This window comes from Acinetobacter sp. NIPH 298, assembly GCF_000369505.1.
In the GTDB taxonomy this organism is placed as follows: Bacteria; Pseudomonadota; Gammaproteobacteria; order Pseudomonadales; family Moraxellaceae; genus Acinetobacter.
Genome location: NZ_KB850055.1, coordinates 1,390,318 through 1,411,209 on the forward strand (window position 1 = coordinate 1,390,318; position 20,892 = coordinate 1,411,209).

22 protein-coding genes are annotated in these 20,892 nt (G+C 39.4%); 14 read left to right on the forward strand and 8 right to left on the reverse strand.

What is annotated here, in order from left to right; all coding sequences use genetic code 11:
* Positions 1 to 39: 39 nt before the first annotated feature.
* The 4 genes from F903_RS11535 to yaaA all read right to left on the reverse strand — a co-directional run bounded on the left by F903_RS11535 (position 40) and on the right by yaaA (position 2,284).
* Positions 40 to 495, reverse strand: coding sequence for an NUDIX domain-containing protein (locus F903_RS11535; RefSeq protein WP_005197223.1), 456 nt, complete (start codon positions 493 to 495; stop codon positions 40 to 42).
* Positions 496 to 592: 97 nt separating this feature from the next.
* On the reverse strand, positions 593 to 1,207 hold the full coding sequence (locus F903_RS11540) for an HD domain-containing protein (RefSeq protein ID WP_005197225.1): 615 nt from the start codon (positions 1,205 to 1,207) through the stop codon (positions 593 to 595).
* 12 nt (positions 1,208 to 1,219) lie between these two features.
* On the reverse strand, positions 1,220 to 1,480 hold the full coding sequence (locus F903_RS11545; protein WP_005197227.1) for a hypothetical protein: 261 nt from the start codon (positions 1,478 to 1,480) through the stop codon (positions 1,220 to 1,222).
* Between the two features lie 30 nt (positions 1,481 to 1,510).
* On the reverse strand, positions 1,511 to 2,284 hold the full coding sequence (gene yaaA, locus F903_RS11550) for a peroxide stress protein YaaA (RefSeq protein ID WP_005197229.1): 774 nt from the start codon (positions 2,282 to 2,284) through the stop codon (positions 1,511 to 1,513).
* A 124-nt stretch (positions 2,285 to 2,408) separates the two neighbouring features.
* Between yaaA and F903_RS11555 the strand changes: the two genes are divergently transcribed.
* Positions 2,409 to 3,038 (forward strand): alpha/beta hydrolase, encoded by a 630-nt coding sequence (locus tag F903_RS11555; protein ID WP_005197231.1) that lies wholly within the window; start codon positions 2,409 to 2,411, stop codon positions 3,036 to 3,038.
* 90 nt (positions 3,039 to 3,128) lie between these two features.
* Entirely contained in the window at positions 3,129 to 4,205 is a 1,077-nt protein-coding gene (locus F903_RS11560; RefSeq protein ID WP_005197233.1) for a hypothetical protein, read from the forward strand.
* Positions 4,206 to 4,208: 3 nt separating this feature from the next.
* On the opposite strand, the gene rtcR is transcribed toward F903_RS11560, so the two are convergent.
* Positions 4,209 to 5,807 (reverse strand): RNA repair transcriptional activator RtcR, encoded by a 1,599-nt coding sequence (gene rtcR / locus F903_RS11565; protein ID WP_005197234.1) that lies wholly within the window; start codon positions 5,805 to 5,807, stop codon positions 4,209 to 4,211.
* 67 nt (positions 5,808 to 5,874) lie between these two features.
* Between rtcR and F903_RS11570 the strand changes: the two genes are divergently transcribed.
* The 5 genes from F903_RS11570 to rtcA all read left to right on the forward strand — a co-directional run bounded on the left by F903_RS11570 (position 5,875) and on the right by rtcA (position 10,570).
* Complete coding sequence (locus F903_RS11570) at positions 5,875 to 6,837, forward strand: ribonuclease Z (RefSeq protein ID WP_005197236.1); 963 nt, start codon at positions 5,875 to 5,877, stop codon at positions 6,835 to 6,837.
* A gap of 299 nt (positions 6,838 to 7,136) precedes the next feature.
* A complete protein-coding gene (locus F903_RS11575) occupies positions 7,137 to 8,408 on the forward strand; it encodes an RtcB family protein (RefSeq protein WP_005197238.1) in 1,272 nt (423 codons plus the stop codon).
* Positions 8,409 to 8,410: 2 nt separating this feature from the next.
* Positions 8,411 to 8,794 carry a DUF7684 family protein gene (locus tag F903_RS11580; RefSeq protein ID WP_005197240.1) on the forward strand — a complete coding sequence of 128 codons (384 nt, stop codon included), beginning with the start codon at positions 8,411 to 8,413 and terminating at the stop codon, positions 8,792 to 8,794.
* A 12-nt stretch (positions 8,795 to 8,806) separates the two neighbouring features.
* Positions 8,807 to 9,265 (forward strand): DIP1984 family protein, encoded by a 459-nt coding sequence (locus tag F903_RS11585; protein ID WP_005197242.1) that lies wholly within the window; start codon positions 8,807 to 8,809, stop codon positions 9,263 to 9,265.
* Positions 9,266 to 9,523: 258 nt separating this feature from the next.
* Positions 9,524 to 10,570 (forward strand): RNA 3'-terminal phosphate cyclase, encoded by a 1,047-nt coding sequence (gene rtcA / locus F903_RS11590; protein ID WP_005197244.1) that lies wholly within the window; start codon positions 9,524 to 9,526, stop codon positions 10,568 to 10,570.
* 124 nt (positions 10,571 to 10,694) lie between these two features.
* Here rtcA and F903_RS11595 read toward each other — a convergent pair whose 3' ends face one another.
* Positions 10,695 to 11,078: a hypothetical protein gene (locus F903_RS11595; RefSeq protein WP_004671451.1), complete on the reverse strand. Its 384-nt coding sequence runs from the start codon at positions 11,076 to 11,078 to the stop codon at positions 10,695 to 10,697.
* Positions 11,079 to 11,487: 409 nt separating this feature from the next.
* Positions 11,488 to 12,258 carry a glutathione S-transferase family protein gene (locus F903_RS11600; protein WP_005197247.1) on the reverse strand — a complete coding sequence of 257 codons (771 nt, stop codon included), beginning with the start codon at positions 12,256 to 12,258 and terminating at the stop codon, positions 11,488 to 11,490.
* A gap of 360 nt (positions 12,259 to 12,618) precedes the next feature.
* Here F903_RS11600 and F903_RS11605 point away from each other — a divergent pair, with 360 nt between their 5' ends.
* The 7 genes from F903_RS11605 (at position 12,619) to ychF (ending at position 20,246) form a co-directional block, all read left to right on the forward strand.
* Positions 12,619 to 13,830, forward strand: coding sequence for an SfnB family sulfur acquisition oxidoreductase (locus F903_RS11605; RefSeq protein WP_005197249.1), 1,212 nt, complete (start codon positions 12,619 to 12,621; stop codon positions 13,828 to 13,830).
* 13 nt (positions 13,831 to 13,843) lie between these two features.
* Complete coding sequence (locus F903_RS11610) at positions 13,844 to 15,067, forward strand: SfnB family sulfur acquisition oxidoreductase (RefSeq protein ID WP_005197251.1); 1,224 nt, start codon at positions 13,844 to 13,846, stop codon at positions 15,065 to 15,067.
* Complete coding sequence (locus F903_RS11615; protein ID WP_005197253.1) at positions 15,067 to 16,479, forward strand: LLM class flavin-dependent oxidoreductase; 1,413 nt, start codon at positions 15,067 to 15,069, stop codon at positions 16,477 to 16,479. The genes F903_RS11610 and F903_RS11615 overlap by 1 nt, the downstream gene beginning before the upstream one ends.
* Before the next feature lie 23 nt (positions 16,480 to 16,502).
* A complete protein-coding gene (locus F903_RS11620) occupies positions 16,503 to 17,333 on the forward strand; it encodes a MetQ/NlpA family ABC transporter substrate-binding protein (RefSeq protein WP_005197254.1) in 831 nt (276 codons plus the stop codon).
* 11 nt (positions 17,334 to 17,344) lie between these two features.
* Positions 17,345 to 18,415 carry a methionine ABC transporter ATP-binding protein gene (locus F903_RS11625; RefSeq protein ID WP_005197255.1) on the forward strand — a complete coding sequence of 357 codons (1,071 nt, stop codon included), beginning with the start codon at positions 17,345 to 17,347 and terminating at the stop codon, positions 18,413 to 18,415.
* Complete coding sequence (locus F903_RS11630) at positions 18,396 to 19,055, forward strand: methionine ABC transporter permease (RefSeq protein WP_005197256.1); 660 nt, start codon at positions 18,396 to 18,398, stop codon at positions 19,053 to 19,055. The genes F903_RS11625 and F903_RS11630 overlap by 20 nt, the downstream gene beginning before the upstream one ends.
* A 99-nt stretch (positions 19,056 to 19,154) precedes the next feature.
* Positions 19,155 to 20,246, forward strand: coding sequence for a redox-regulated ATPase YchF (gene ychF, locus F903_RS11635; protein ID WP_005197257.1), 1,092 nt, complete (start codon positions 19,155 to 19,157; stop codon positions 20,244 to 20,246).
* A 64-nt stretch (positions 20,247 to 20,310) separates the two neighbouring features.
* Here the strand turns inward: ychF and F903_RS11640 are convergent, their stop codons facing one another.
* Positions 20,311 to 20,844, reverse strand: coding sequence for an Mpo1 family 2-hydroxy fatty acid dioxygenase (locus tag F903_RS11640; protein ID WP_005197258.1), 534 nt, complete (start codon positions 20,842 to 20,844; stop codon positions 20,311 to 20,313).
* Positions 20,845 to 20,892 lie beyond the last annotated feature (48 nt).

Below are 20,892 nucleotides of genomic sequence, written 5' to 3' on the forward strand. Positions count from 1 at the left end.
AGGGGGCTATATAAAGCCCCTTCATCTTTCAACTTATATTTATCGTGATTCCAAGTTAACAAAATGAATAATATTTTCCTGATGAGATAACAAAGCAATTTTTTGCAAAACATCAGGTTTTAAATCAGCTATTTTTGTTTTTTCCATCCATGAAATAATCTGAGATTCCCCTCCCTCTAGATAGGATAGTTTTGGCTGAATCTGACCTTTATAAATGTATAAAAATTCATGAAATTGCTCTTGGGATACAACATCACAAAAGAAGTTTTCAACAATTGCAAAAAGTACAGGTGAGTGAAAATCTTCTCCCGTTTCCTCAAATACTTCTCGCTGTATTCCCTCAATCGTTGTTTCAGAAAATTTTAATCGACCACCCACCAAAGAAATTGTTCCATCTGGGAATGCAGATACTAAAATTTGATCTTCGTGTTCTATCCATGCCGCCACACGAATATTGAGTTTTCCCTCGGCTACTTTTAATGTTAGATCTTTCACTGCACACTCAATAGGTTATTTAATCTCTGTATTATATTTTTTTAATCAGCAATAAAAACCTTTATATCTTTTATCTGGATAAAATAAACACTAAGCGCTAATTATATTTCCGAAAATTCTCTTTCGCTCTTTGCTCGAAACACTTCTGAAAATATTCCGTTTGATAAAGTGGTTCTGTCTGATAAAAATGTGCTAGCACTTCTTTTCTTTTAATAGAATATACATCAGGATCAACCCAAGAATATTCCTGCTGAATCTGCTGTTCATATTCCACAAAACGTTCTGGTGAAGCCGCTAGAATCGCTAAATCAATATCTAATAAAAACTGTAAGTCCAGTTCTTCAGTCGGCTCATGCTTTTGCGTGGCAACAATCCAACGCTTTATTTTCTGAACAATCTCTCTTGTTAAATCTTGAGCCAAGTACTGTTCAAATAGTTCAGCACTTTTCAGCTCATTATCTTTTGCTTGCGGATCATAAACTGCATCATGAAACCAAAGTGCCAATTCAACAGCATGATCATCATTTAAATCAGATCGAGTAGCTTCGAGTAAAACCAAGCACTCATACAAATGCTGAATCGTATGATAAGCCCTTTGCTTTTCGCTATAAGCAGCAATCAGTTCATTAAAAGTTCTCTGAGGTTCAGAAAACTCATAATGCCGATGCAACTCATACCATGATTTTTCTAATGTAGATAAATATTGCTGCATAATCAGTCATCTCTACATTGCTTGATTCAGCCACTTTGCCAATGATTCGGCATCTTTACGATCAAGAAAAAGCTGATATAAGGTACAGGAACCAAATTCATGTCTCAGTTCCTGTTGACGTACTGGGTGATTGCCAAAACGAAAACGTCTTGTTCCATCCGTATCTAATGGCAAAGCATAAACCCCATAACTACGCGGTTCTGTCAAATGTCCTTTAATACAGACTTGATCAGATGAAATCGCATGTTTTAATAAATGTTCTTTGCTTAACATCTCACCCCACCCACGACAAACTCAGGATGACTACTGTTCATCCCGTTTAAATACAAGTTCTTTATTTGATGAACTTTCTGCATCAAAGTAATATCCTTCACTATTAAATGCTTTTAATTGTTCTGCTTGACTCAATTGATTTTCAATTAAGTATCTTGCCATTAGACCACGCGCTTTTTTCGCATAGAAACTAATCACTTTATATTTTCCATTTTTTTGATCTAAGAACACAGGTTTGATAATTTCCACCTGAATTTTCTTTTCATTCACAGATTTATAATATTCGTCAGAGGCTAAATTTACCAACACTTTTGCATCGATATTTGCTAAATCTTGATTAATTTGATCAGTGATAATATCGCCCCAAAACTCATATAAGTTATGTCCACGCGTATTTTTTAACTTTGTTCCCATTTCCAAGCGGTATGGCATCATCAGATCTAAAGGACGTAACAAACCATAAAGCCCCGACAACATCCGTAAATGCTGCTGCGCAAAATCAATATCTTGTTCGTCTAAATGATATGCATCTAAACCTGTATAAACATCACCTTTGAATGCAAAAATCGCTTGGCGTGCATTGGAGAAATCAAAATCTGCATTCCAGTCACGAAAACGTTCTGCATTTAAAGTGGCAATTTTCTCACTGACAGTCATCAAAGATGCGATTTCAGTCGCTGAAAGTTTGCGACAAACCTCAATCAACTGTTGTGATTGTTCCAATAAACGTGGCTGCGTGTGTATATCTGTTGGTAAAGCTGTTGTGTAATCAAGTGTTTTAGCAGGAGAAATTAGAGCAAGCATATTCAATCAATATCAATTTATCTTGGTTAAACTATAACAGTTGAGAATTTTTAATGCCAATTCGTGTTTTCATTCTTCATTATCGGTAAAATAGTGGATTCTTCCATAATTCATTACGTACTTTATGTCTGAGCTACTATTCATCCAAGGTCCTGTTGGTCAAATCGAAATATTTGTTGATCAACCCAAAGGTGAAATCACAGGTTTTGCAGTCGTCTGTCACCCCCATCCATTACAAGGGGGCACACCCAATCACAAAGTGCCTGTTTTATTAGCGCAAATTTTTAATGAAATGGGCTGTATCGTGTATCGTCCAAGTTTTCGCGGTTTAGGTGGTAGCGAAGGCACACATGATCAAGGTCATGGTGAAACTGATGACATTATGGCAGTGATTGAATATGCACGCGATAAACATGCAGGCTTAACGTTCCATGCGGGTGGCTTTAGCTTTGGCTCACATGTCTTAGCCAAATGCCAAGCGCAGCTCAGTGAAGAGCTACGCCCGAAACAATTAGTTTTGTGTGGCTTACCAACTGGCTCAGTGGTTGATTTACGTCACTACAAAACCCCTGAAATTAATGGCGATATTTTATTTGTACATGGTGAACAAGATGATATCACCCTACTCTCAGATATGGTTGCGTGGGCAAAACCACAAAAACATCCAATTACCATCATGCCTGGTGCAAATCATTTCTTTACAGGTTATTTAAAGCAATTACGTCAAGTGATCACTCGCTTTTTAAAAGTGTAGACTTAACAAAAAATTATTAAGAAAAATATACTTCTTTTGAATCCCATGTCTGTTATATCAGTACAGATGAATAGGCATTAGGGTTCTTTGATGAGATTAAATAAAAAACAGGGACTATTTTTAAAACACACCATTGAGTATTGGCAACAACAAGGAACGATTACACCTGACGTTGCCAATGATCTTAAAAGTAGCTTTTCCATTCGATCTTTTGATTGGGAACGACTAGCAAAATATTCATTTTGGATTTCGATGATTTGCACAGTGATTGCAGTTGCTGCAATCACCCTTGATGAATGGTTAATGAAAATACTTGAACAATTATTTTTAAGTTCAAATGTTATCCCATGTCTTATCTTTGCTGCTGCGGCTGCTGCTTTTTATATATTTGCCTATCGTCGCCGTAAAACTAAGCCCTTACATCACTTTAGCAATGAAGCGATTATTTTTGCGGGTGTACTTTCTACTGCCGTTTCGGTAGCGTATTTTGGACAAGCGATTGATACTGGTAGCGGACATTTCTCGTTGCTATTTTTACTTTCAACAATCATTTACGCTGCACTGGCTTTCTGGTTTCCCTCAAAACTGATTTGGATCTTTTCTCTGCTTTCGCTCGGCTCTTGGTTTGGGACTGAAACAGGCTATATGTCTGGCTGGGGTGCGTACTATTTAGGTATGAACTTTCCGTTGCGCTTTGTGTTATTCGGCGGTGTGCTGATTGGGCTCAGTCTATTGTTTAAACGTCACGCGCGTTTTTCTGACTTTGCGCATTCAACCTATGTCATGGGTCTGCTTTATCTATTTATTGCGCTATGGATTCTTTCAATCTTTGGCAATTATGGTGACCTGAATAGCTGGTACAACGTTAAACAATACGAGCTACTTCATTGGGGCATCTTATTTGCATTTGTTGCTATCATTGCCATTATATATGGCTTAAAACACGATGATGCCACTTCACGCGGTTTTGGTATTACCTTTTTATTTCTAAACTTATATACCAAATATTTTGAGTTCTTTTGGGTTGGTATGCATAAAGCAATCTTCTTTATCATACTGGCGGCTTCATTTTGGTGGATTGGTCGACATGCAGAAAAACTTTGGAATTTAGAGTTTTTATCTAGCCAATCGCAGCGTAAGAAACAACAACCTGATCAAGCTGAATAACGATTAGAAATCACTCCAACTCAAGCCAAACCGAGCCAAATACTTTTTGACTCGGTCACTATCATTGGTGGTATTTCTTTGCTGGCGTGAAGCAGCAAAAAGCTGTCGCCCAGCATCCGCCATTGATTTTGCATTTTCACAAACCTCAAGCACACCACGTAGCTGAATCTGGTCAAATTCATCAATTTCCATTAATTGCATTTGATCTAAATATTTCAGCAAAATATCTTGATCATTTTCATCATGTGAATGTTTCTGAATAGACCACAATTGTTTTAAACGATGAATCTCTTTTTCCACTGTTTCAGAGCGAATCAACTCTCCATCCGATAATGTCGCTAAACGCGTCACACTTGCGGTTAAATCTCTGAAATTTCCCTGCCAAGAAGCATCTTTCGACTTGGCAAATTTCACATATAGATCTAAAGCGTCACGCTGAAAACGAAGTTGACGTTGATGATTAGCAGCAAATCGTTGTAGCTCGAACTCAATATTCGGCGCGATATCTTCAACACGATCTTTCAGATTTGGCAAAAAGAAAGTCCATGTATTGAGTCGCGCCCATAAGTCCTCGCGAAAACGCCCTGCTTGCACCTCGGTTCTCAAATCTCGATTTGTCCCCGCAATCAGTTGAAAATCTGCCTGAACTTCCTTATCGCTACCGACAGGAAAAAAGGTTTTATCTTCGAGTGCTTTGAGCAACATGGCTTGCTCATCTAATCCAAGCTCGCCAATTTCATCCAGAAATAAAATGCCTTGATCGGCACTTTTCAACAAACCTATCCGAGAAGCTGCTGCGCCTGTAAAGGCTCCTTTGATATGCCCAAACAAACTCGACATGGCACTGTCACCACGTAAAGTGGCGCAGTTCACATCAATAAACCGTCCACTCAAATGAAACTTGTCTTTCTTGAGTTGAAAGATTTGTTTAGCCAAATGAGATTTCCCAACACCTGTTGCACCCATAATCAAAATCGGCGCACTAGACCGTGTTGCGACCAACTCAACTTCACTAATCAGCCGATTAAACTCAAGGTTATAGGTTGAGATATTGGCTTTTAGCTGTTGCCAATTTTGTTGTTGTTCATCTTCAAAACGCTGCTTTAAGACATCATATCGAGATAAGTCCAGATCAATGATGCGATATTCACCCTCAGGTGTTTTCTGTTGGTTTGGCGCACTTTGAATCAGTTTGGCTGGTAAATAATTCGCGTCGACCAAAAGATACCAACAAATTTGGCCAACGTGCGTTCCAGTCGTAATATGCAAAAGATAGTTATTTTTTTCAGTATCAAATGAATATTTTTTTATAAAATCATAAAGTGCACCATATACCTCGGCAAAATCCCAAGGATCACGAATACTCACTCGATGACCTGATATTGTTGTTGATGGCGACACATCCTTTGCATCTTCAGCAATAAACTTCACCAAATTATGATGTTGCCGATCATGCAATAAGACCAGCTCATCTACAATTAGATCTTCATGCATCAATAGGCTCAGCGTTGGACGCCAACGTTGCCAGCGATCAGGACGTTTTCCTTGATCTAAAGTTGAACCAACAAAGCCAATTACGACTGTTTTTTTCACATCCGTCATGATTTCTATAAAATTTTATAAATGTCTATAATATACAATACGCATTTAAGTGAAAAATTCCAACAATATGCTTCATTTTACTTTTTTAGGTACATCTTCAGGTGTACCCACACTCACTCGTAATGTTTCGGGTTTAGCGATACGAAACAGTAAAAACAAAGACTGGATTTTGGTCGATGCAGGTGAAGGCACACAACACCGTATTCAACAAGCCAAACTTTCTTTACAAAATCTGATTGCGGTCTGTATTACCCATGTACATGGCGATCATTGTTATGGGCTAGTCGGCTTATTGGCAAGTGCTGGCATGAATGCACGTACTGCTCCCATAACGATTATCGCCCCCAAAGAAATTCAAAAATGGTTTGAAGCAACTACACAACTTACCGATCTACATCTGCCTTATCAACTCAATTTCATTGATGTGAATGAGGCGACTCAAATACAGCAATTGACGGATGAACTTTCAATTCAAGCCCACCCACTTAGCCATCGAGTACCCAGCTTTGCATTTAGTATTATCACGCAACACACCCAAAATAAATTAGACACACAGGCTTTAATTCAACTTGGTGTACCTAAAGGTAAAGCTTGGGGTGATTTACAACAAGGCAAAGATATTCAGTTGAATGATCAAACCTTAAAAGCGAGTGATTTTATTCAAACGCATATACAGCGCGTTCACGCGATTGTTGGTGGTGACAATGATCGTCCTGAGTTATTAGCTCAGTCATGTCAAGATGCTCAACTGTTGATTCATGAAAGCACCTATACTCAAGCAGTTCTAGATAAAGTGGGTCAAGGTCCGATGCATAGTTCGGCAAAAATAGTGGCTGAATTTGCCCAACAACAAGGATTAAGCAATCTCATTCTCACGCACTTTAGTCCGCGACATCAAGATAGTGCTGGGCAGCAGGCCATCGCGGAGGAAGTCAGAGCGTTTTACAAAGGCAATTTTTATTTAGCACATGATTTTGACCAATTTAGTTTAGATGAAACTGGTCAACTCTTAAAAATTGATAAATCCTAATACACCTCTTGTTATGCGATCTATCTGTAAAATTACAGAATAGATCGCATATCCTTTAAGATATATTTATATCTATATAAATAGATATTTTATATTAAAAAATATACCCCAACATATTAACCCAGAGTAGTATAAATTTTATTTACAATTATTATCAATAACTTACAATAATTTTGATTCGCTTTTTAAAATATTGGCACAGTCGCTGCAATAGTATAAGCACACAACATCATTGGGATATTGTGAATAACACCTGCCTGCAAACGCTTGGCAGGCAGGCTTTGAAAGGAAAAATGAAAATGTCTGTCATTGAACAAGTCAATCAACAAGCTCAATTTGAACAAGAACAGCAACAACGTGCTTATCAAGTTCTACATAGTGAAAAAAGCATGCCTGTGAAAATGTGGACCAAAGGTGTTCTTGTTGATGACAACTCAAAACAACAATTACTACAAACTGCCCAAATGCCATTTATTTATAAATGGATGGCGGTAATGCCAGACGTGCACTTTGGTTTAGGGGCAACCATTGGAAGTGTGATTCCAACCAAAGGCGCGATTATTCCTGCGGCTGTTGGCGTCGACATCGGCTGTGGAATGATGGCAACTCGAACCAGCTTAACCGCCTCTGATTTACCAGATAACTTACATGGATTACGTACAGAACTTGAACGTTTAATTCCACATGGAATGACTAAAGGCCGAGGACGAGATCGTGGATCTTGGGAAAACCCACCTGAAATGGTGGATCAAGCTTGGGCAGACTTAGTGGCTGATTTTGAGTTGATTTGTGCGAAGCACCCTCGTCTTAAAAACACCAACAATCGCAAACAATTAGGAACTTTAGGGACGGGAAATCACTTCGTCGAAGTCTGTTTGGATGAACATGATCATGTTTGGATTATGTTGCACTCAGGTTCTCGCGGTGTAGGTAATGCCATCGGTAATCATTTTATCGAGCTTGCACGAAAAGATATGCAAAAGCATTTCATTAATTTGCCGAATAAAGACTTGGCGTATTTAGTTGAAGGAACTGAGCATTTTAATGATTATTGGTTTGCTGTAGGTTGGGCACAACGCTTTGCAATGAAAAATCGTGAAATCATGATGCAGTCAGCGATTAAAGCTTTGGCAACGATTATTCCAAAACCATTTAATGCAAAATTGGAAGCGGTGAACTGTCACCATAATTATGTGGAAAAGGAAGAACATTATGGCGAAGAAGTGATGGTAACCCGTAAAGGTGCTGTAAGTGCACGTTTAGGTGAGTATGGAATCATTCCCGGTTCAATGGGAGCCAAGTCCTTTATTGTACGTGGTCTTGGAAATCAGGAGTCTTTTTGTTCATGTTCGCATGGTGCAGGTCGTGTGATGAGCCGTGCTGAAGCGAAACGTCGCTTTACGGTTGAAGATCAGATTGCTCAGACTGAAGGTGTGGAATGCCGTAAAGATGCTGCTGTAATTGATGAAATTCCATCAGCTTATAAACCGATTGAAGACGTAATGAATGCGCAAAAAGATTTGGTTGAAGTGGTTTATACACTAAGACAAGTGGTTTGTGTTAAGGGGTAATGATGAAAAAGGATTGTTTAGATATTCGGAGCTATAGAATCAGGACAAATGAAGATGCTGATCTCGTACTACCTGAGCAATCCTATTACATCATTCTGATTGTGGGTACTAAGCAAATCCTGCCTGAATGGCGTAATTGGATTTGTGAGCAGATTGTCTATTCAAAACTATGCACTCAGGCAATGGTGACAGGATATGAGTGCTCTATTTGGGATGATGTCCTAGATGAAACATATCTAGGTTTTTATAACTATCAACCACCAGCCAATAATTGCTTCATGACAACTTGGCATGAAAATCAAACTTTAGATGAGGTTATTGAATTTGCAAAATTTAGTATGGAATTGGAAGGTGTTTCAAACTTAGTTATTGTACATATTGAATAAAAGGAAAATAAAATGAAACTCGCAGAAGCACTTTTACAGCGAAGCGATCAACAAAAAAAGCTCGCTTCATTAAAACAACGGATCAATGCCAATGTATTGGTACAAGATGGTGATGAACCCAGCGAAGATCCAAATGAACTGATCAAACAAGTGTTTGCTTTAACCCAAGAAAGCAATCAATTGATTTGTCGTATTCATTTGACCAATGCACAAGCAAAATTGGAGGATGGCAACCTATTGCTGTCCCTATTAAGCTTACGTGATAGTTATGCTGAACAACATAAGATTCTCATTGATGCGATTGCCAATACGAATCGTGAGCCGGACCGTTATAGCTCACGTGAGATTAAATGGCAAAAGGTCATCCCTGTTTCTAGCTTGCAAAAACAAGCCGATGATATCAGCGCGAAACTACGTGATTTAAATATCAAGATTCAGGCTGCAAACTGGCAGATTGATTTAGTCGAATAGACAACAGATTTTGTGAATTTAGTTCACAATCACAGTCTGGACATACTGGGCGAGTACAAGATCCTGCGTTACTCCGATCTGAGGGATTGAAAATAATTCAGGCGGCTATGGCAGCATGTGAGCCGTGCATCAATCTTCACTGATTAGGCTCAGCACCATGTACCTAGTAAACCTTTGCCAAAAGCAAAGTTACGCGTTACTTCGCATTACCATGTACTGACAGTATGTTCATTTAATTAGAAAATAAGGAAAATAGAAGTGAATAAGGCTTTGGCAAATATGCCAGCAACCATCCAGATTAATGGTTCACAAGGTGAAGGTGGTGGACAAATTTTAAGAACCGCCCTTACCCTTTCGATGATTACAGGTCAAGCATTTGAATTAATCAACATTCGTGCTGGGCGTAAAAAGCCAGGCTTAATGCGTCAGCATTTGGTCTGTGTACAGGCATCTCAACATATCAGCCAAGCCTATGTTGAAGGGGCTGAACTGCATAGCCAGCGTTTGTACTTTGCGCCACAGCATGTACAAAGCGGAAAATATGACTTCCAGATTGGTTCCGCTGGAAGCACAACATTGGTTTTTCAGACTCTATTGCCTGCTTTATTATTACAAAATGAAACCAGTGAACTCACGATTTCTGGTGGCACACACAACCCACTTGCACCAACAGCAGATTTTATTGAGCATTGCTTTTTGCCTGCATTAGAAAAACTTGGAATAAAGGTCGAGTTTAAGTTAAACAAAGCAGGCTTCTTCCCGATTGGTGCTGGTGAAATTCAAATTAAAATTCAGCCGTGGCAACATCGAAACAAGCTAAGTTTATTAGATCGTGGTGCTTTACAAAGTACTGGAGCTTTTGCAGCAGTATTGAATCTTTCCGAAGAAGCACAAATCGTACAACGGGAATTGGCAACTTTAAATAAAAAACTGAATTTAGACACTCAACAGCAATTCCATTTAAATGGGATCAGCCAAGGAAATACGGCGTATGTCAAAGTTGAGCACGAAAATCACACTCAGCTATTCACAGCTTTAGGCGAAATGCGAAAAAGTGCCGAACAAATAGCAAATCACTTGGCAGAAAAAGTGAAGCTTTATCTTGTGTCCAAAGCTGTCGTTGATGAGTATCTCGCTGATCAACTCCTCTTACCTTTAGCATTGGGTCAAGGTGGTGAATTTACGGCGAAATGTATTAGTGAACATACTCGTACACAAGCAGCAATGATTGAAAAATTTATTGATTGTGAAATTGACTTTATCGAATTGGATAAGGATCTGTTTCAAATTAATGTAAAAGTTTAAGAAGCTCAGCCTTGAGCTTCTTTTCAATCATCTTTTAAAGATACAGGCTCAAAGCCCTAATCCATATTTTATTTTTAAATCTTATTTAAACCCAATATATTAACTAACATATAAGCTCAAGCAACTAACTTTTCCAAACAAACTTTGAAAAACTATGTTCGGCTTTTAAGCTATTTTCAACAGCTTGAGCCAACTGACGAATAATACTTTGAGTTTCAATCTTTTCAAACCAAGCTTGTTCTTGTTGTGGATTTGCAGAAATCTCGCACAAAATATGCCCCTCGGTATCTTGCTGAGAACATAAAATAGAGAGTGGTAATTGATGATTATCAATACACACTTCAATTTTTTCATGCTCATGACGCATATGTTGTGCATCGAAGCCATATTGTTCTAATTGTTTATATAGTAGTGCGGCCACGTATTCTTGCGTGATATAGCATTCATTGGGTGGATGATCAATTACCCCATGTTTAGGGCAATCTGCTATAAATTGCAGCTTTTTCATGGTATTCCCTCTTTTTTTATGTTTTTAGTTCTGGATCACAGACTAAAACCGACTAGTGCACTAAGGATTATTATATATACAATTGTCTTTAATTGATTAGCTGATTGTCTTAGTTCTCATATTAAATTGATAAATTTCGACCCAATTTGATATGTACATATTCAAACTGTTATTTTTTCATTTATCAGATGCTATTAGACCGAAAGTATCATATTTTCCAACAGGTCATTTTGCTGATGATGCTCCATTGAGATAAATGACATTCATTTTGAAAAAGCTTCTTAGATGAACTGCTTAATGCGGTTATTCAAAATCATATATCAATCGAATTTCAAATAGATGAAACAACAAAAAACCGAGCTTATTTTTCACTCGGTTTCTGCAATATTTACTTATTAAACAATCATTGTTAAAGCCCGCGCCAATCGACTCGCGCATTACGCTCAGTGGCATAAATGCGTTGTACATATTGTCCAAGGGGCAAATCATTTAAGTCATCATGATACTGTTTCAGCTCACCTGTGAGGAGATCAACATCATCATTTTCCAACTCCCACGGCGTACCTTTAATCATCAATAACGGTGCAAGCATTGAACAAACAGCAATATCAGCCAAACCAAGGCGATCTCCAACCAAATAGCGCCCTTGATTATCAATCAGGCGTTGATTTAAATCGGTGATGAGTTCAGTCATACGAATTTTTGATTGAGCGACTTTTTCAGGGTTTAGCTTGTAATTCGTCGAGACTAAACTCCTTAAAATAGGTTTGGAAATCTTTTCAAACTGACGTAGATAGCCCTGCTCACCCATCATAATTTCAAGGGGATGATCCCCCACAGATAGTGCTTGAGCCAATGACCAACGGCGTACATGAATACCGAGTTCTCTAGACAGTTCATCAATTTCTAAAGCCTGCTCACGTAATTGTTCATCACGTCTTAACAAGGCATGTTCAGGATAGGTTGTATCAAGATACAAAGCAATTTGAGTTGAATCAGCAATCCATTGTTTATCGTCTTTCAGCATTGGTAATAAATATTGCCCAGACTTTAGATAGGTAAACGCACGATGAAAACCAGGAATTAAATTATGTGCCACATAATCCAATTCCTTATGATCTAACAACCAGCGAGCTTTTTCACAATAATGAGATAAAGGAAATTGGTATAAAACCCGCATATATACTCCAAATTTATTTTTCTATTCAATCAAACATAAGGTTTTTCATACTTTAGAAGTAAAATCTAATGAATACAATGTCCTTTTCGCTCTATCTTTTTTTATTTTGGCTAAAATTCTTTATCTCTTTTTCTGGTTAGATTATTCATTTCTTTCATAGAAAAATACTTTTCTGTACTATCCAACCAAACATTACACCTGATAAACAATTGTTTTAATTAAAAATTTAATATCATTTTTTCTATTATTTTTCTCACAAAAAAAAACTTAATAATTATTGTGATATATAAGCCACATCTAATGATTTAGTGAAAAAGTAAAACTTTTGTAAAGTCCCTCTTATCTATTAGAGGTGCTCACATGTCCAGTAATCCATCAGTGATCCAAGCTCCAGTACAACTGATTTCAAATGATCAGCAGGCCATCAATGCTGCCTATCAAGTTGCTGACTTTGCATTAGAAGAACGAAATGAACGTGATCAAGATCGTATTTTACCAACAGAACAAGTTATTCACTTTAGTCAAAAAGGTTTAGGTGGCATTCGTGTACCGCAACAATATGGAGGAGCTTTTGTCTCCAATAAGACTTTGGTCCATGTGTTTCGTATTTTAAGTAAAGCGGATGCCAATGTCGGACAAATCCCGCAAAACCAATTCGGGCTGTTAAATTTTATTAATATCACAGGTTCAGATGCTCAAAAGCAGTTTATCTATGCTGAAATTCTTGCAGGCAAACGAATTGCCAATGGTGGGCCTGAGAAAAATTCTAAAGATACTAAAGCCATTCAAACCACTTTAACTTTGGAAAATGGTCAATACCTTTTAAACGGGGAAAAATTTTACTCAACTGGAACAAGCTTTGCGGATTGGCTAGCGATTCGAGCACTACATCCAAATGGTCATACCGTACTGGCGATTATTGATCGACATGCAAATGGTGTTGAAGTGATTAATGACTGGAATGGCTTTGGTCAACGTACTACAGCCAGTGGAACTGTAAAACTTCACAATGTTGTCGCCGATCCAACCTTATTTTTTGATGAGCGTATTATTGCCGACACCCCAAATGTTCGTGGTGCGTATTCTCAACTTTTACAGGTTGCGATTGATGTTGGCATTGCCGAAGCCGCTTTTGATGACACCTTATCCAGCGTGCGTAAAGCGCGCCCAATTATTGATGCAGGCGTGGAAAAAGCCACTGAAGAACATTACACCCTACAAGAAGTTGGTAAGCTCAATATCCTGCTCGATACAGCCATTTTATTACTGGATGATGCCGCTGAATATCTGGATGAGCTTGATCAACTCACCGAGCTTTCTGCTAAGCAAGCCGCTCGCGCCTCGATTCTGGTAGCCGAAGCAAAAATCTACGCCAATGATGCAGCCCTGCAAATCTCCGAAAAACTATTTGAACTCGGCGGTAGTCGTGCCAGCTTAAGCAAACATCACCTTGATCAGCACTGGCGTAATGCCCGTGTGCATACCCTACATGATCCTGTGCGTTGGAAACTCCATGCCATTGGTGATTATTACCTCAATAGTACTCACCCTGCCCGCCACGCTTGGATTTAAGGAGTAAATCACAGTGACCTCATATCAAGAATTACAAGGTTTCGCCAAAACCAATTTTAAAGCAGCTCATATCATTCAAAGTGATACAGAAGCATTGGAAATTGCCACAAAGCTGAGTCAGCAGTTTAAACAAGCTGCGGTTGAACGTGATGCCAATCGGAACTTACCTTTTAGAGAAATCGAAACCTATAGCCAATCAGGCCTATGGGCAATCACGGTACCGAAACAATATGGTGGTGCAGACGTTTCAAGTCTAACCGTTGCCAAAGTCATCGCTTTATTTAGTGGTGCGGATGGTTCAATTGGTCAAATTCCACAAAATCATTTCTATGCTTTGGAAGTGCTGCGTAATACAGGCACGGAACAACAAAAGAAACGTCTCTATCAAGAAGTTTTACAAGGTGCTCGTTTCGGTAATGCACTGGCAGAGTTTAAAACCCGTACCTCTGCACATAAACAAACAGCTTTAATCCCAAGCGAAAAAGGTTATCTGATTCAAGGGGAAAAATTTTATTGCACAGGCAGTTTGTTTGCGCATCGTATTCCAACCTTAGTGGTGGATGAAACAGGTCGCGAATTTTTGGCTTTTGTACAACGTGATAGTCTAGGTTTAGAACTGATTGATGACTGGTCTGGCTTTGGGCAACGGACTACGGGCAGCGGTACAGTCAAATTTAATCAGGTCTTTGTTGCCAAAGAGGATGTGATTCCTTTTGACACAGCCTTTAAGCAACTATCTTTAGTGGGTCCATTTGCTCAGATCATGCATGCTGCAATTGAAGTTGGGATTGCGCGTGCAGCGTTTGAAGAAACCCTAGAGCGTGTCCGTGTGGCTCGTCCTTGGATTGATGCCAATATTGAATCCGCGACGCAAGACCCATTAACTCTGTCTGAATTGGGTCGCGTGGCAACTGATGTTAAAGCCAGCGAATTACTCCTCAAACAAGCTGCTCAATCTGTTGATGCTGCCAGAAATGAACTCAATCCAGAAAGCTTAGCCAAAGCTTCAATCGATGTCGCCAAAGTCCGTGCGCATAGCACTGAAACAGCATTAAAGGCCTCATCGAAACTGATTGAATTGGCTGGCAGTCGTGGCAGTCAACGTGCAGATGGTCTCGACCGTCATTGGCGTAATGCACGTGTACATACCTTGCATGATGCTGCGCGCTGGAAATATTACTTTATTGGCAATTATGTCCTGAACGGTATCTTACCACCACGCCGAGGGACGCTGTGATGAGTCAAAGTATCCCGAAGAAAATTTTACTGAATGCCTTTGATATGAACTCTGTAGGTCATATCAATCATGGTTTGTGGACGCATCCACGTGATCAATCATACCGTTTTAATGAGCTGAATTATTGGACTGAACTCGCACAAAATTTAGAACGAGGTTTGTTTGATGGTTTATTCCTTGCTGATATTACAGGGGTCTATGATGTCTATCAAAATGGTATCGATCTGACCTTAAAAGAATCAATCCAATTGCCAAGCCATGATCCCTCTACCCTGATTTCGGCAATGGCACTGGTCACGCAAAATTTAAGTTTTGGTGTCACAGTCAATCTAAGCTATGAACATCCCTATCAGTTTGCACGGCGTTTTGCCAGTTTAGATCATTTAACCCAAGGTCGATTGGGCTGGAACATTGTCACAGGCTATTTGGATAGTGCCGAACGCTTGATTGGTCAAAAAGGTTTAAAAGATCATGATGCACGTTATGATCAGGCCGAAGAGTTTTTACAGCTTTGCTATAAATATTGGGAAGGCTCTTGGGAAAATGATGCTTTAAAGAAAGATAAGCAAAAGCGTGTTTTTACTGATCCAAATAAAGTTCACTCGATCAATCATCAAGGGCAATACTACCAAAGCCAAGGTGTATTTCAGGTTGCGCCTTCTGTACAGCGTACTCCAACGTTATTCCAAGCAGGTGCATCACCGAAAGGTCTACAGTTTGCCACGCGCCATGCGGAATGTATTTTTATTGGTGGCGATCAACCCGAAAAGATTCGTCAACAAGTCAATAAAATACGACTACAAGCGAAGCAACAAGGCCGTGATGAAGATGCAATTAAAATCTTTGTCGGCATTACTGTTGTTGTTGCTGAAACACATGATCTTGCACAGCAAAAACTGGCTGAATATCGCCAATATGCCAGCCCTGAAGCAGGATTAGCGCATTATGCCAGCTCCGTCGGTATTGATCTTTCCCAGTTTGCAGATGATGAAGCAATCCCTTATCAAAAGAGCAATAGCATTGCTTCCGTTAATGAGAAGTTTAAAGAACAACGTATCAGTAAAAATGATCTAAAAGCGCAGCATGTTCTGGGTGGACGTTATCCCCTCATTGTCGGCAGTGCTGCTGAAGTTGCGGAATATCTGATTGAGCTGCTCGATCAAACAGACATTGATGGTTTTAACCTGACGCGTACTGTTGCACCTGAATCACACCATGATTTTATTCGCCTAGTAATCCCTGAGTTACAGCAGCGTGGACGTTATAAAACTGAATATGCCACAGGTTCATTGCGCAATAAGCTTTTTGCTCAAGGTGATCATTTAGCAGCAAGCCATCCTGCCGATCAGTTTCGATGTAGCAAATATAAAAATAGCAACAAATTGAAAATAATTGAAAACCTAAGTGCTTAACTTTTAAAAATTTGGAGAAATATATGGCTCAAACAGCCTCTAAAAAATGGCTCGGTATTGGCCTTGTCGCAGTTGTCGTGATTGTTGCCTTATTGATTTGGAATAAACAAAGGCAGAATCATAGCAGTGAATTGGTGATTGGGATTAGCCCTTCTTTTGCACATCCACTACAAGTCGCTGCGGATGAAGCCAAACAACAAGGTTTAAATGTAAAACTGGTGGAGTTTTCAGATTGGAATACGCCCAATATCACCTTAAATCATGGCGATATTGATGCGAACTTTTTCCAGCATCAACCATTTTTGGATAACGCGATTAAGGAAACAGGCTTTAAATTAAAACCCTTTGCTGTGGGTGCGGCATCGCATGTCGGGTTGTATTCAAAAAAATATAAAAGTTTTGATGAACTTCCGAATGGAGCAACTGTTGCCATTCCCAATGATCCAGTGAATCAAGGTCGTGCACTATTACTATTGCAACAAGCGAAGCTAATTGAACTGAAAGACAGTAACAATCACCTTTCTGCACTCAAAGACATTACAGCAAATCCGAAGAACCTGAAATTTACTGAAGTTGAAGGCCCTCAGACTGCACGTGCGATTGATGATGTTGATCTCGCTTTTGGCTATCCACATTACTTACGTTTAGCCAAAACGGCTGATCCTGAAAGTGCCTTATTGTTTGATGACAACACCAATAAGCGTTATGCCATTTTATTTGTGGTACGTGATGATTATCAGGACAAAGACCATAAACTACAGAAATTTGTCGAGATTTATCAAAACTCACCAAAAGTTAAAGCTGCCTTGGATAATGATTTTGGTCCAACGCTCTGGTTTTCTGGCTGGAAATAAGGAGAACTATCATGGTGAGTTTTGGTTCACAAGTTGATTTTTCAGTTCCACATCTGAAAATACGCGGTTTAAATAAGTTTTATGAAGTACAAGGCCAACGCTTACACGCTTTAAAAGACATTACCCTCGATATTCCCAAAGCGCAGATTGTTGGGATTATCGGGAAAAGTGGTGCAGGTAAATCATCACTGATCCGTACCTTGAATGGTCTTGAAGCGATTGATACGGGCAGTATTTTGATTCACCAGCAGAATATTGCTGAACTAAGCCATGCCGAACTGATCAAAACTCGGCAGAAAATCGGCATGATATTTCAGCATTTTAATTTAATGTCTGCCAAAACTGTGTGGGAAAATGTGGCTTTACCGCTACGTATCGCAGGTTATGACAAGGCTGAAATTGAGCAGCGGGTTAATGATGTACTGACACTGGTTGGCTTAGAAGCAAAGCGGAATGACTATCCTGCTCAACTTTCTGGTGGGCAGAAACAACGTGTCGGGATTGCTCGTGCTTTGGTTTCTCAGCCTGAAATCCTGCTCTGTGATGAAGCCACCTCAGCACTTGATCCTGAAAGTACTGCCAATATTCTGGCTTTATTAAAACAAATTAACCAAGACTTGGGTATAACCATTGTCTTAATCACGCATGAAATGCAAGTCATCCAAGAGATTTGTGATCAAGTCGTCGTGATTGATCAAGGTGAAATTGTTGAATCGGGTCAAGTCTGGTCAGTATTTTCCAATCCACAACAACAGATTACGCAAGAATTACTCAAGCTAGAACAGCTCAATTTACCTTTTGAATTGAGCCAAACTTTTGATCAGCACACGACGCATCAAATTTTCAAACTGAAATATGTCAGTGAATCTAAATCGGTTCCTGATTTATATGAATTGCTGAGTGTCTTTGAGCGTCCAATTCAGATCTATCACAGTCAAATCAATACCATTCAGCAACATACGATAGGTTCACTGATCGTTGGCATTCACAATCTGGAATTTGACGTAAATAACCAACCATTAGAAAAACATCATGCAATTACGCAACTTGAGGTGATCGGTTATGCACAATCAACTCATTGACCTGTTACTGACAGGCACGACCGATACCTTAGTCATGGTTGGTGTTTCCGCCATTTTTGCTTTTCTGATTGGTCTACCAATTGCCCTAATTCTGGTGAGTACTGCTGATTTTGGGATTTATCCTTCCAAGAAAATTAATCAGCCTCTAGGATGGGTAATTAATATTACCCGTTCTGTACCTTTTCTGATTTTAATGGTGGCTTTGATTCCGTTTACCCGTTGGATCGTCGGAACCAGTTATGGTGTGTTAGCTGCAATTGTGCCTTTGACCATCGCCGCGATTCCCTTCTTCGCCCGTATTGCTGAAGTCAGTCTTCGTGAAGTTGATCAAGGCTTAATTGAGGCAGCACAAGCCATGGGTTGTAATCGTAAACAAATTCTGTGGCATGTATTACTTCCTGAAGCCCTGCCGGGCATTGTTGCAGGCTTTACCGTGACCATTGTCACCATGATCAGCTCCTCTGCGATTGCAGGCGCAATCGGCGCTGGCGGTCTCGGTGATATCGCCTATCGCTATGGTTATCAACGTTTTGATATGCAAGTGATGTTGGCGGTGATTGTAGTGCTAATCGTTTTAGTCATGTTGGTTCAAAGTACAGGCGATAATATTGCCAAACAGCTCGATAAACGCAAAGTTTAACCGCGAATTGATAATCCACTTAAGCCATGACCTGACTTTGTCATGGCTTTCATGTAAAATCAGCAACAATTTTTAAATAACACATTTGTGAGTGGTTTCATGGGTTTTAATTGCGGTATTGTTGGTCTGCCAAACGTAGGTAAATCTACATTATTTAATGCGTTAACAAAGGCGGCTATTGCTGCTGAAAACTTTCCGTTCTGTACCATTGAACCCAACACTGGGATTGTTCCTGTTCCAGATCCACGTTTAGACAAACTTTCTGCAATTGTAAAGCCACAGCGTGTTATTCCAACCACAATGGAGTTTGTTGATATTGCGGGTCTGGTTGCTGGTGCATCTAAAGGTGAAGGTTTAGGAAACCAATTCCTTGCCAACATCCGTGAAACCGATGCGATTGCACACGTAGTACGTTGTTTTGAAGATGAAAATGTCATTCATGTAAATGGCAAAATTGATCCATTAGATGACATCGCAACCATCAATACCGAGCTTGCACTTGCTGACCTTGATACGGTTGCAAAAGCATTGTTACGTTTAACAAAATCAGCTAAAGGTGGCGACAAAGAAGCGCTTGCAACCAAAGCTGTTTTAGAAAAAATCCAGCCATTACTTGATGAAGGCAAACCAGCACGCGCAGCCGACCTTTCTGATGATGAGCGCAAATTAGTCCGTGGTTTTGGTTTAATGACCCTTAAACCAACCATGTATATTGCTAACGTGGCTGAAGATGGTTTTGAAAACAACCCGCATCTTGAAGCAGTACAAAAACTTGCTGCGGAAGAAAATGCAATCGTTGTTCCACTTTGCAACCAAATCGAAGCTGAGATTTCATTATTAGAAGATGAAGATCGTGCGGAGTTTTTAGAAGCAATGGGCATGGAAGAACCAGGCTTGAACGTGGTGATTCGTGCGGGTTACAAACTTCTTGGCTTACAAACTTACTTCACAGCTGGTGTACAAGAAGTTCGTGCTTGGACCGTAAAAGTAGGTGCAACTGCGCCACAAGCGGCTGGTGTGATTCACACTGACTTTGAAAAAGGCTTTATCCGTGCAGAATGTGTTGCTTATGATGATTTCATTCAATACAACGGTGAAAGTGGCGCGAAAGAAGCAGGTAAATGGCGCTTAGAAGGTAAGACATACGTTGTTCAAGACGGTGACGTACTTCACTTCCGTTTTAACGTTTAAATCAGTTTTTGATTTCCAAGCCGCTAATAAAGACCTTATTAGCGGTTTTTTTTGAATCTGTATTTTAAGAAACAAGCTGCTGCTTCATATCCATCGCTGCACGTTTCATTTGTGCTTCTTTTAAAATACGTTGATGTAATGACTTGCGGAATCCGAGTAAGAAGATGAACTCTGCTAACACAAATAGAGGTCCAATTGCTAAACCAACTAAATCATCAACAAATGCAGGTTTTTTTTTCTCAAAATAATGTCCTACGAACTGAAATACCCAACCTACAACAAAAATACCGATACTCACACCTAACCAACTCCACATTGGTAATGCTGCTATTTTGACTGCAAGTGGATATGCTGCAATGAATATAATCAGCATTAGAATTCCAAATAGCTTATCTAATGAAATATAGTAAATCGTACTTACTAAAATCAGTATCGATGCCAAAGTCACTGAAAAGCCGGATATTTCTACTCCAACGCGTGCGGTTAAACATAGGATTGAAAAAACAATTAAAGGTATCCCCACAAAATGGGTCAAAATATTGTTCCGATCTAAATGGTATGCAGCATATTGACTAAGTAAACGTTCCAAATTTGTCATTATTTATTCCTCTTACAATTGGTTTATGCTGCTAATCTATAAGAAGTA

Excerpts from the sequence above, each read along its gene's own strand:
- yaaA (WP_005197229.1), bottom strand. The coding sequence starts at position 2,284 with ATGCTTGCTCTAATTTCTCCTGCTAAAACACTTGATTACACAACAGCT.
- F903_RS11570 (WP_005197236.1), top strand. The coding sequence starts at position 5,875 with ATGCTTCATTTTACTTTTTTAGGTACATCTTCAGGTGTACCCACACTC.
- ychF (WP_005197257.1), top strand. The coding sequence starts at position 19,155 with ATGGGTTTTAATTGCGGTATTGTTGGTCTGCCAAACGTAGGTAAATCT.
- F903_RS11555 (WP_005197231.1), top strand. The coding sequence starts at position 2,409 with ATGTCTGAGCTACTATTCATCCAAGGTCCTGTTGGTCAAATCGAAATA.
- F903_RS11640 (WP_005197258.1), bottom strand. The coding sequence starts at position 20,844 with ATGACAAATTTGGAACGTTTACTTAGTCAATATGCTGCATACCATTTA.
- F903_RS11600 (WP_005197247.1), bottom strand. The coding sequence starts at position 12,258 with ATGCGGGTTTTATACCAATTTCCTTTATCTCATTATTGTGAAAAAGCT.
- rtcR (WP_005197234.1), bottom strand. The coding sequence starts at position 5,807 with ATGACGGATGTGAAAAAAACAGTCGTAATTGGCTTTGTTGGTTCAACT.
- F903_RS11615 (WP_005197253.1), top strand. The coding sequence starts at position 15,067 with ATGAGTCAAAGTATCCCGAAGAAAATTTTACTGAATGCCTTTGATATG.
- F903_RS11585 (WP_005197242.1), top strand. The coding sequence starts at position 8,807 with ATGAAACTCGCAGAAGCACTTTTACAGCGAAGCGATCAACAAAAAAAG.
- F903_RS11625 (WP_005197255.1), top strand. The coding sequence starts at position 17,345 with ATGGTGAGTTTTGGTTCACAAGTTGATTTTTCAGTTCCACATCTGAAA.
- F903_RS11605 (WP_005197249.1), top strand. The coding sequence starts at position 12,619 with ATGTCCAGTAATCCATCAGTGATCCAAGCTCCAGTACAACTGATTTCA.
- F903_RS11575 (WP_005197238.1), top strand. The coding sequence starts at position 7,137 with ATGTCTGTCATTGAACAAGTCAATCAACAAGCTCAATTTGAACAAGAA.
- F903_RS11540 (WP_005197225.1), bottom strand. The coding sequence starts at position 1,207 with ATGCAGCAATATTTATCTACATTAGAAAAATCATGGTATGAGTTGCAT.
- F903_RS11620 (WP_005197254.1), top strand. The coding sequence starts at position 16,503 with ATGGCTCAAACAGCCTCTAAAAAATGGCTCGGTATTGGCCTTGTCGCA.
- F903_RS11545 (WP_005197227.1), bottom strand. The coding sequence starts at position 1,480 with ATGTTAAGCAAAGAACATTTATTAAAACATGCGATTTCATCTGATCAA.
- F903_RS11595 (WP_004671451.1), bottom strand. The coding sequence starts at position 11,078 with ATGAAAAAGCTGCAATTTATAGCAGATTGCCCTAAACATGGGGTAATT.
- F903_RS11560 (WP_005197233.1), top strand. The coding sequence starts at position 3,129 with ATGAGATTAAATAAAAAACAGGGACTATTTTTAAAACACACCATTGAG.
- F903_RS11630 (WP_005197256.1), top strand. The coding sequence starts at position 18,396 with ATGCACAATCAACTCATTGACCTGTTACTGACAGGCACGACCGATACC.
- F903_RS11580 (WP_005197240.1), top strand. The coding sequence starts at position 8,411 with ATGAAAAAGGATTGTTTAGATATTCGGAGCTATAGAATCAGGACAAAT.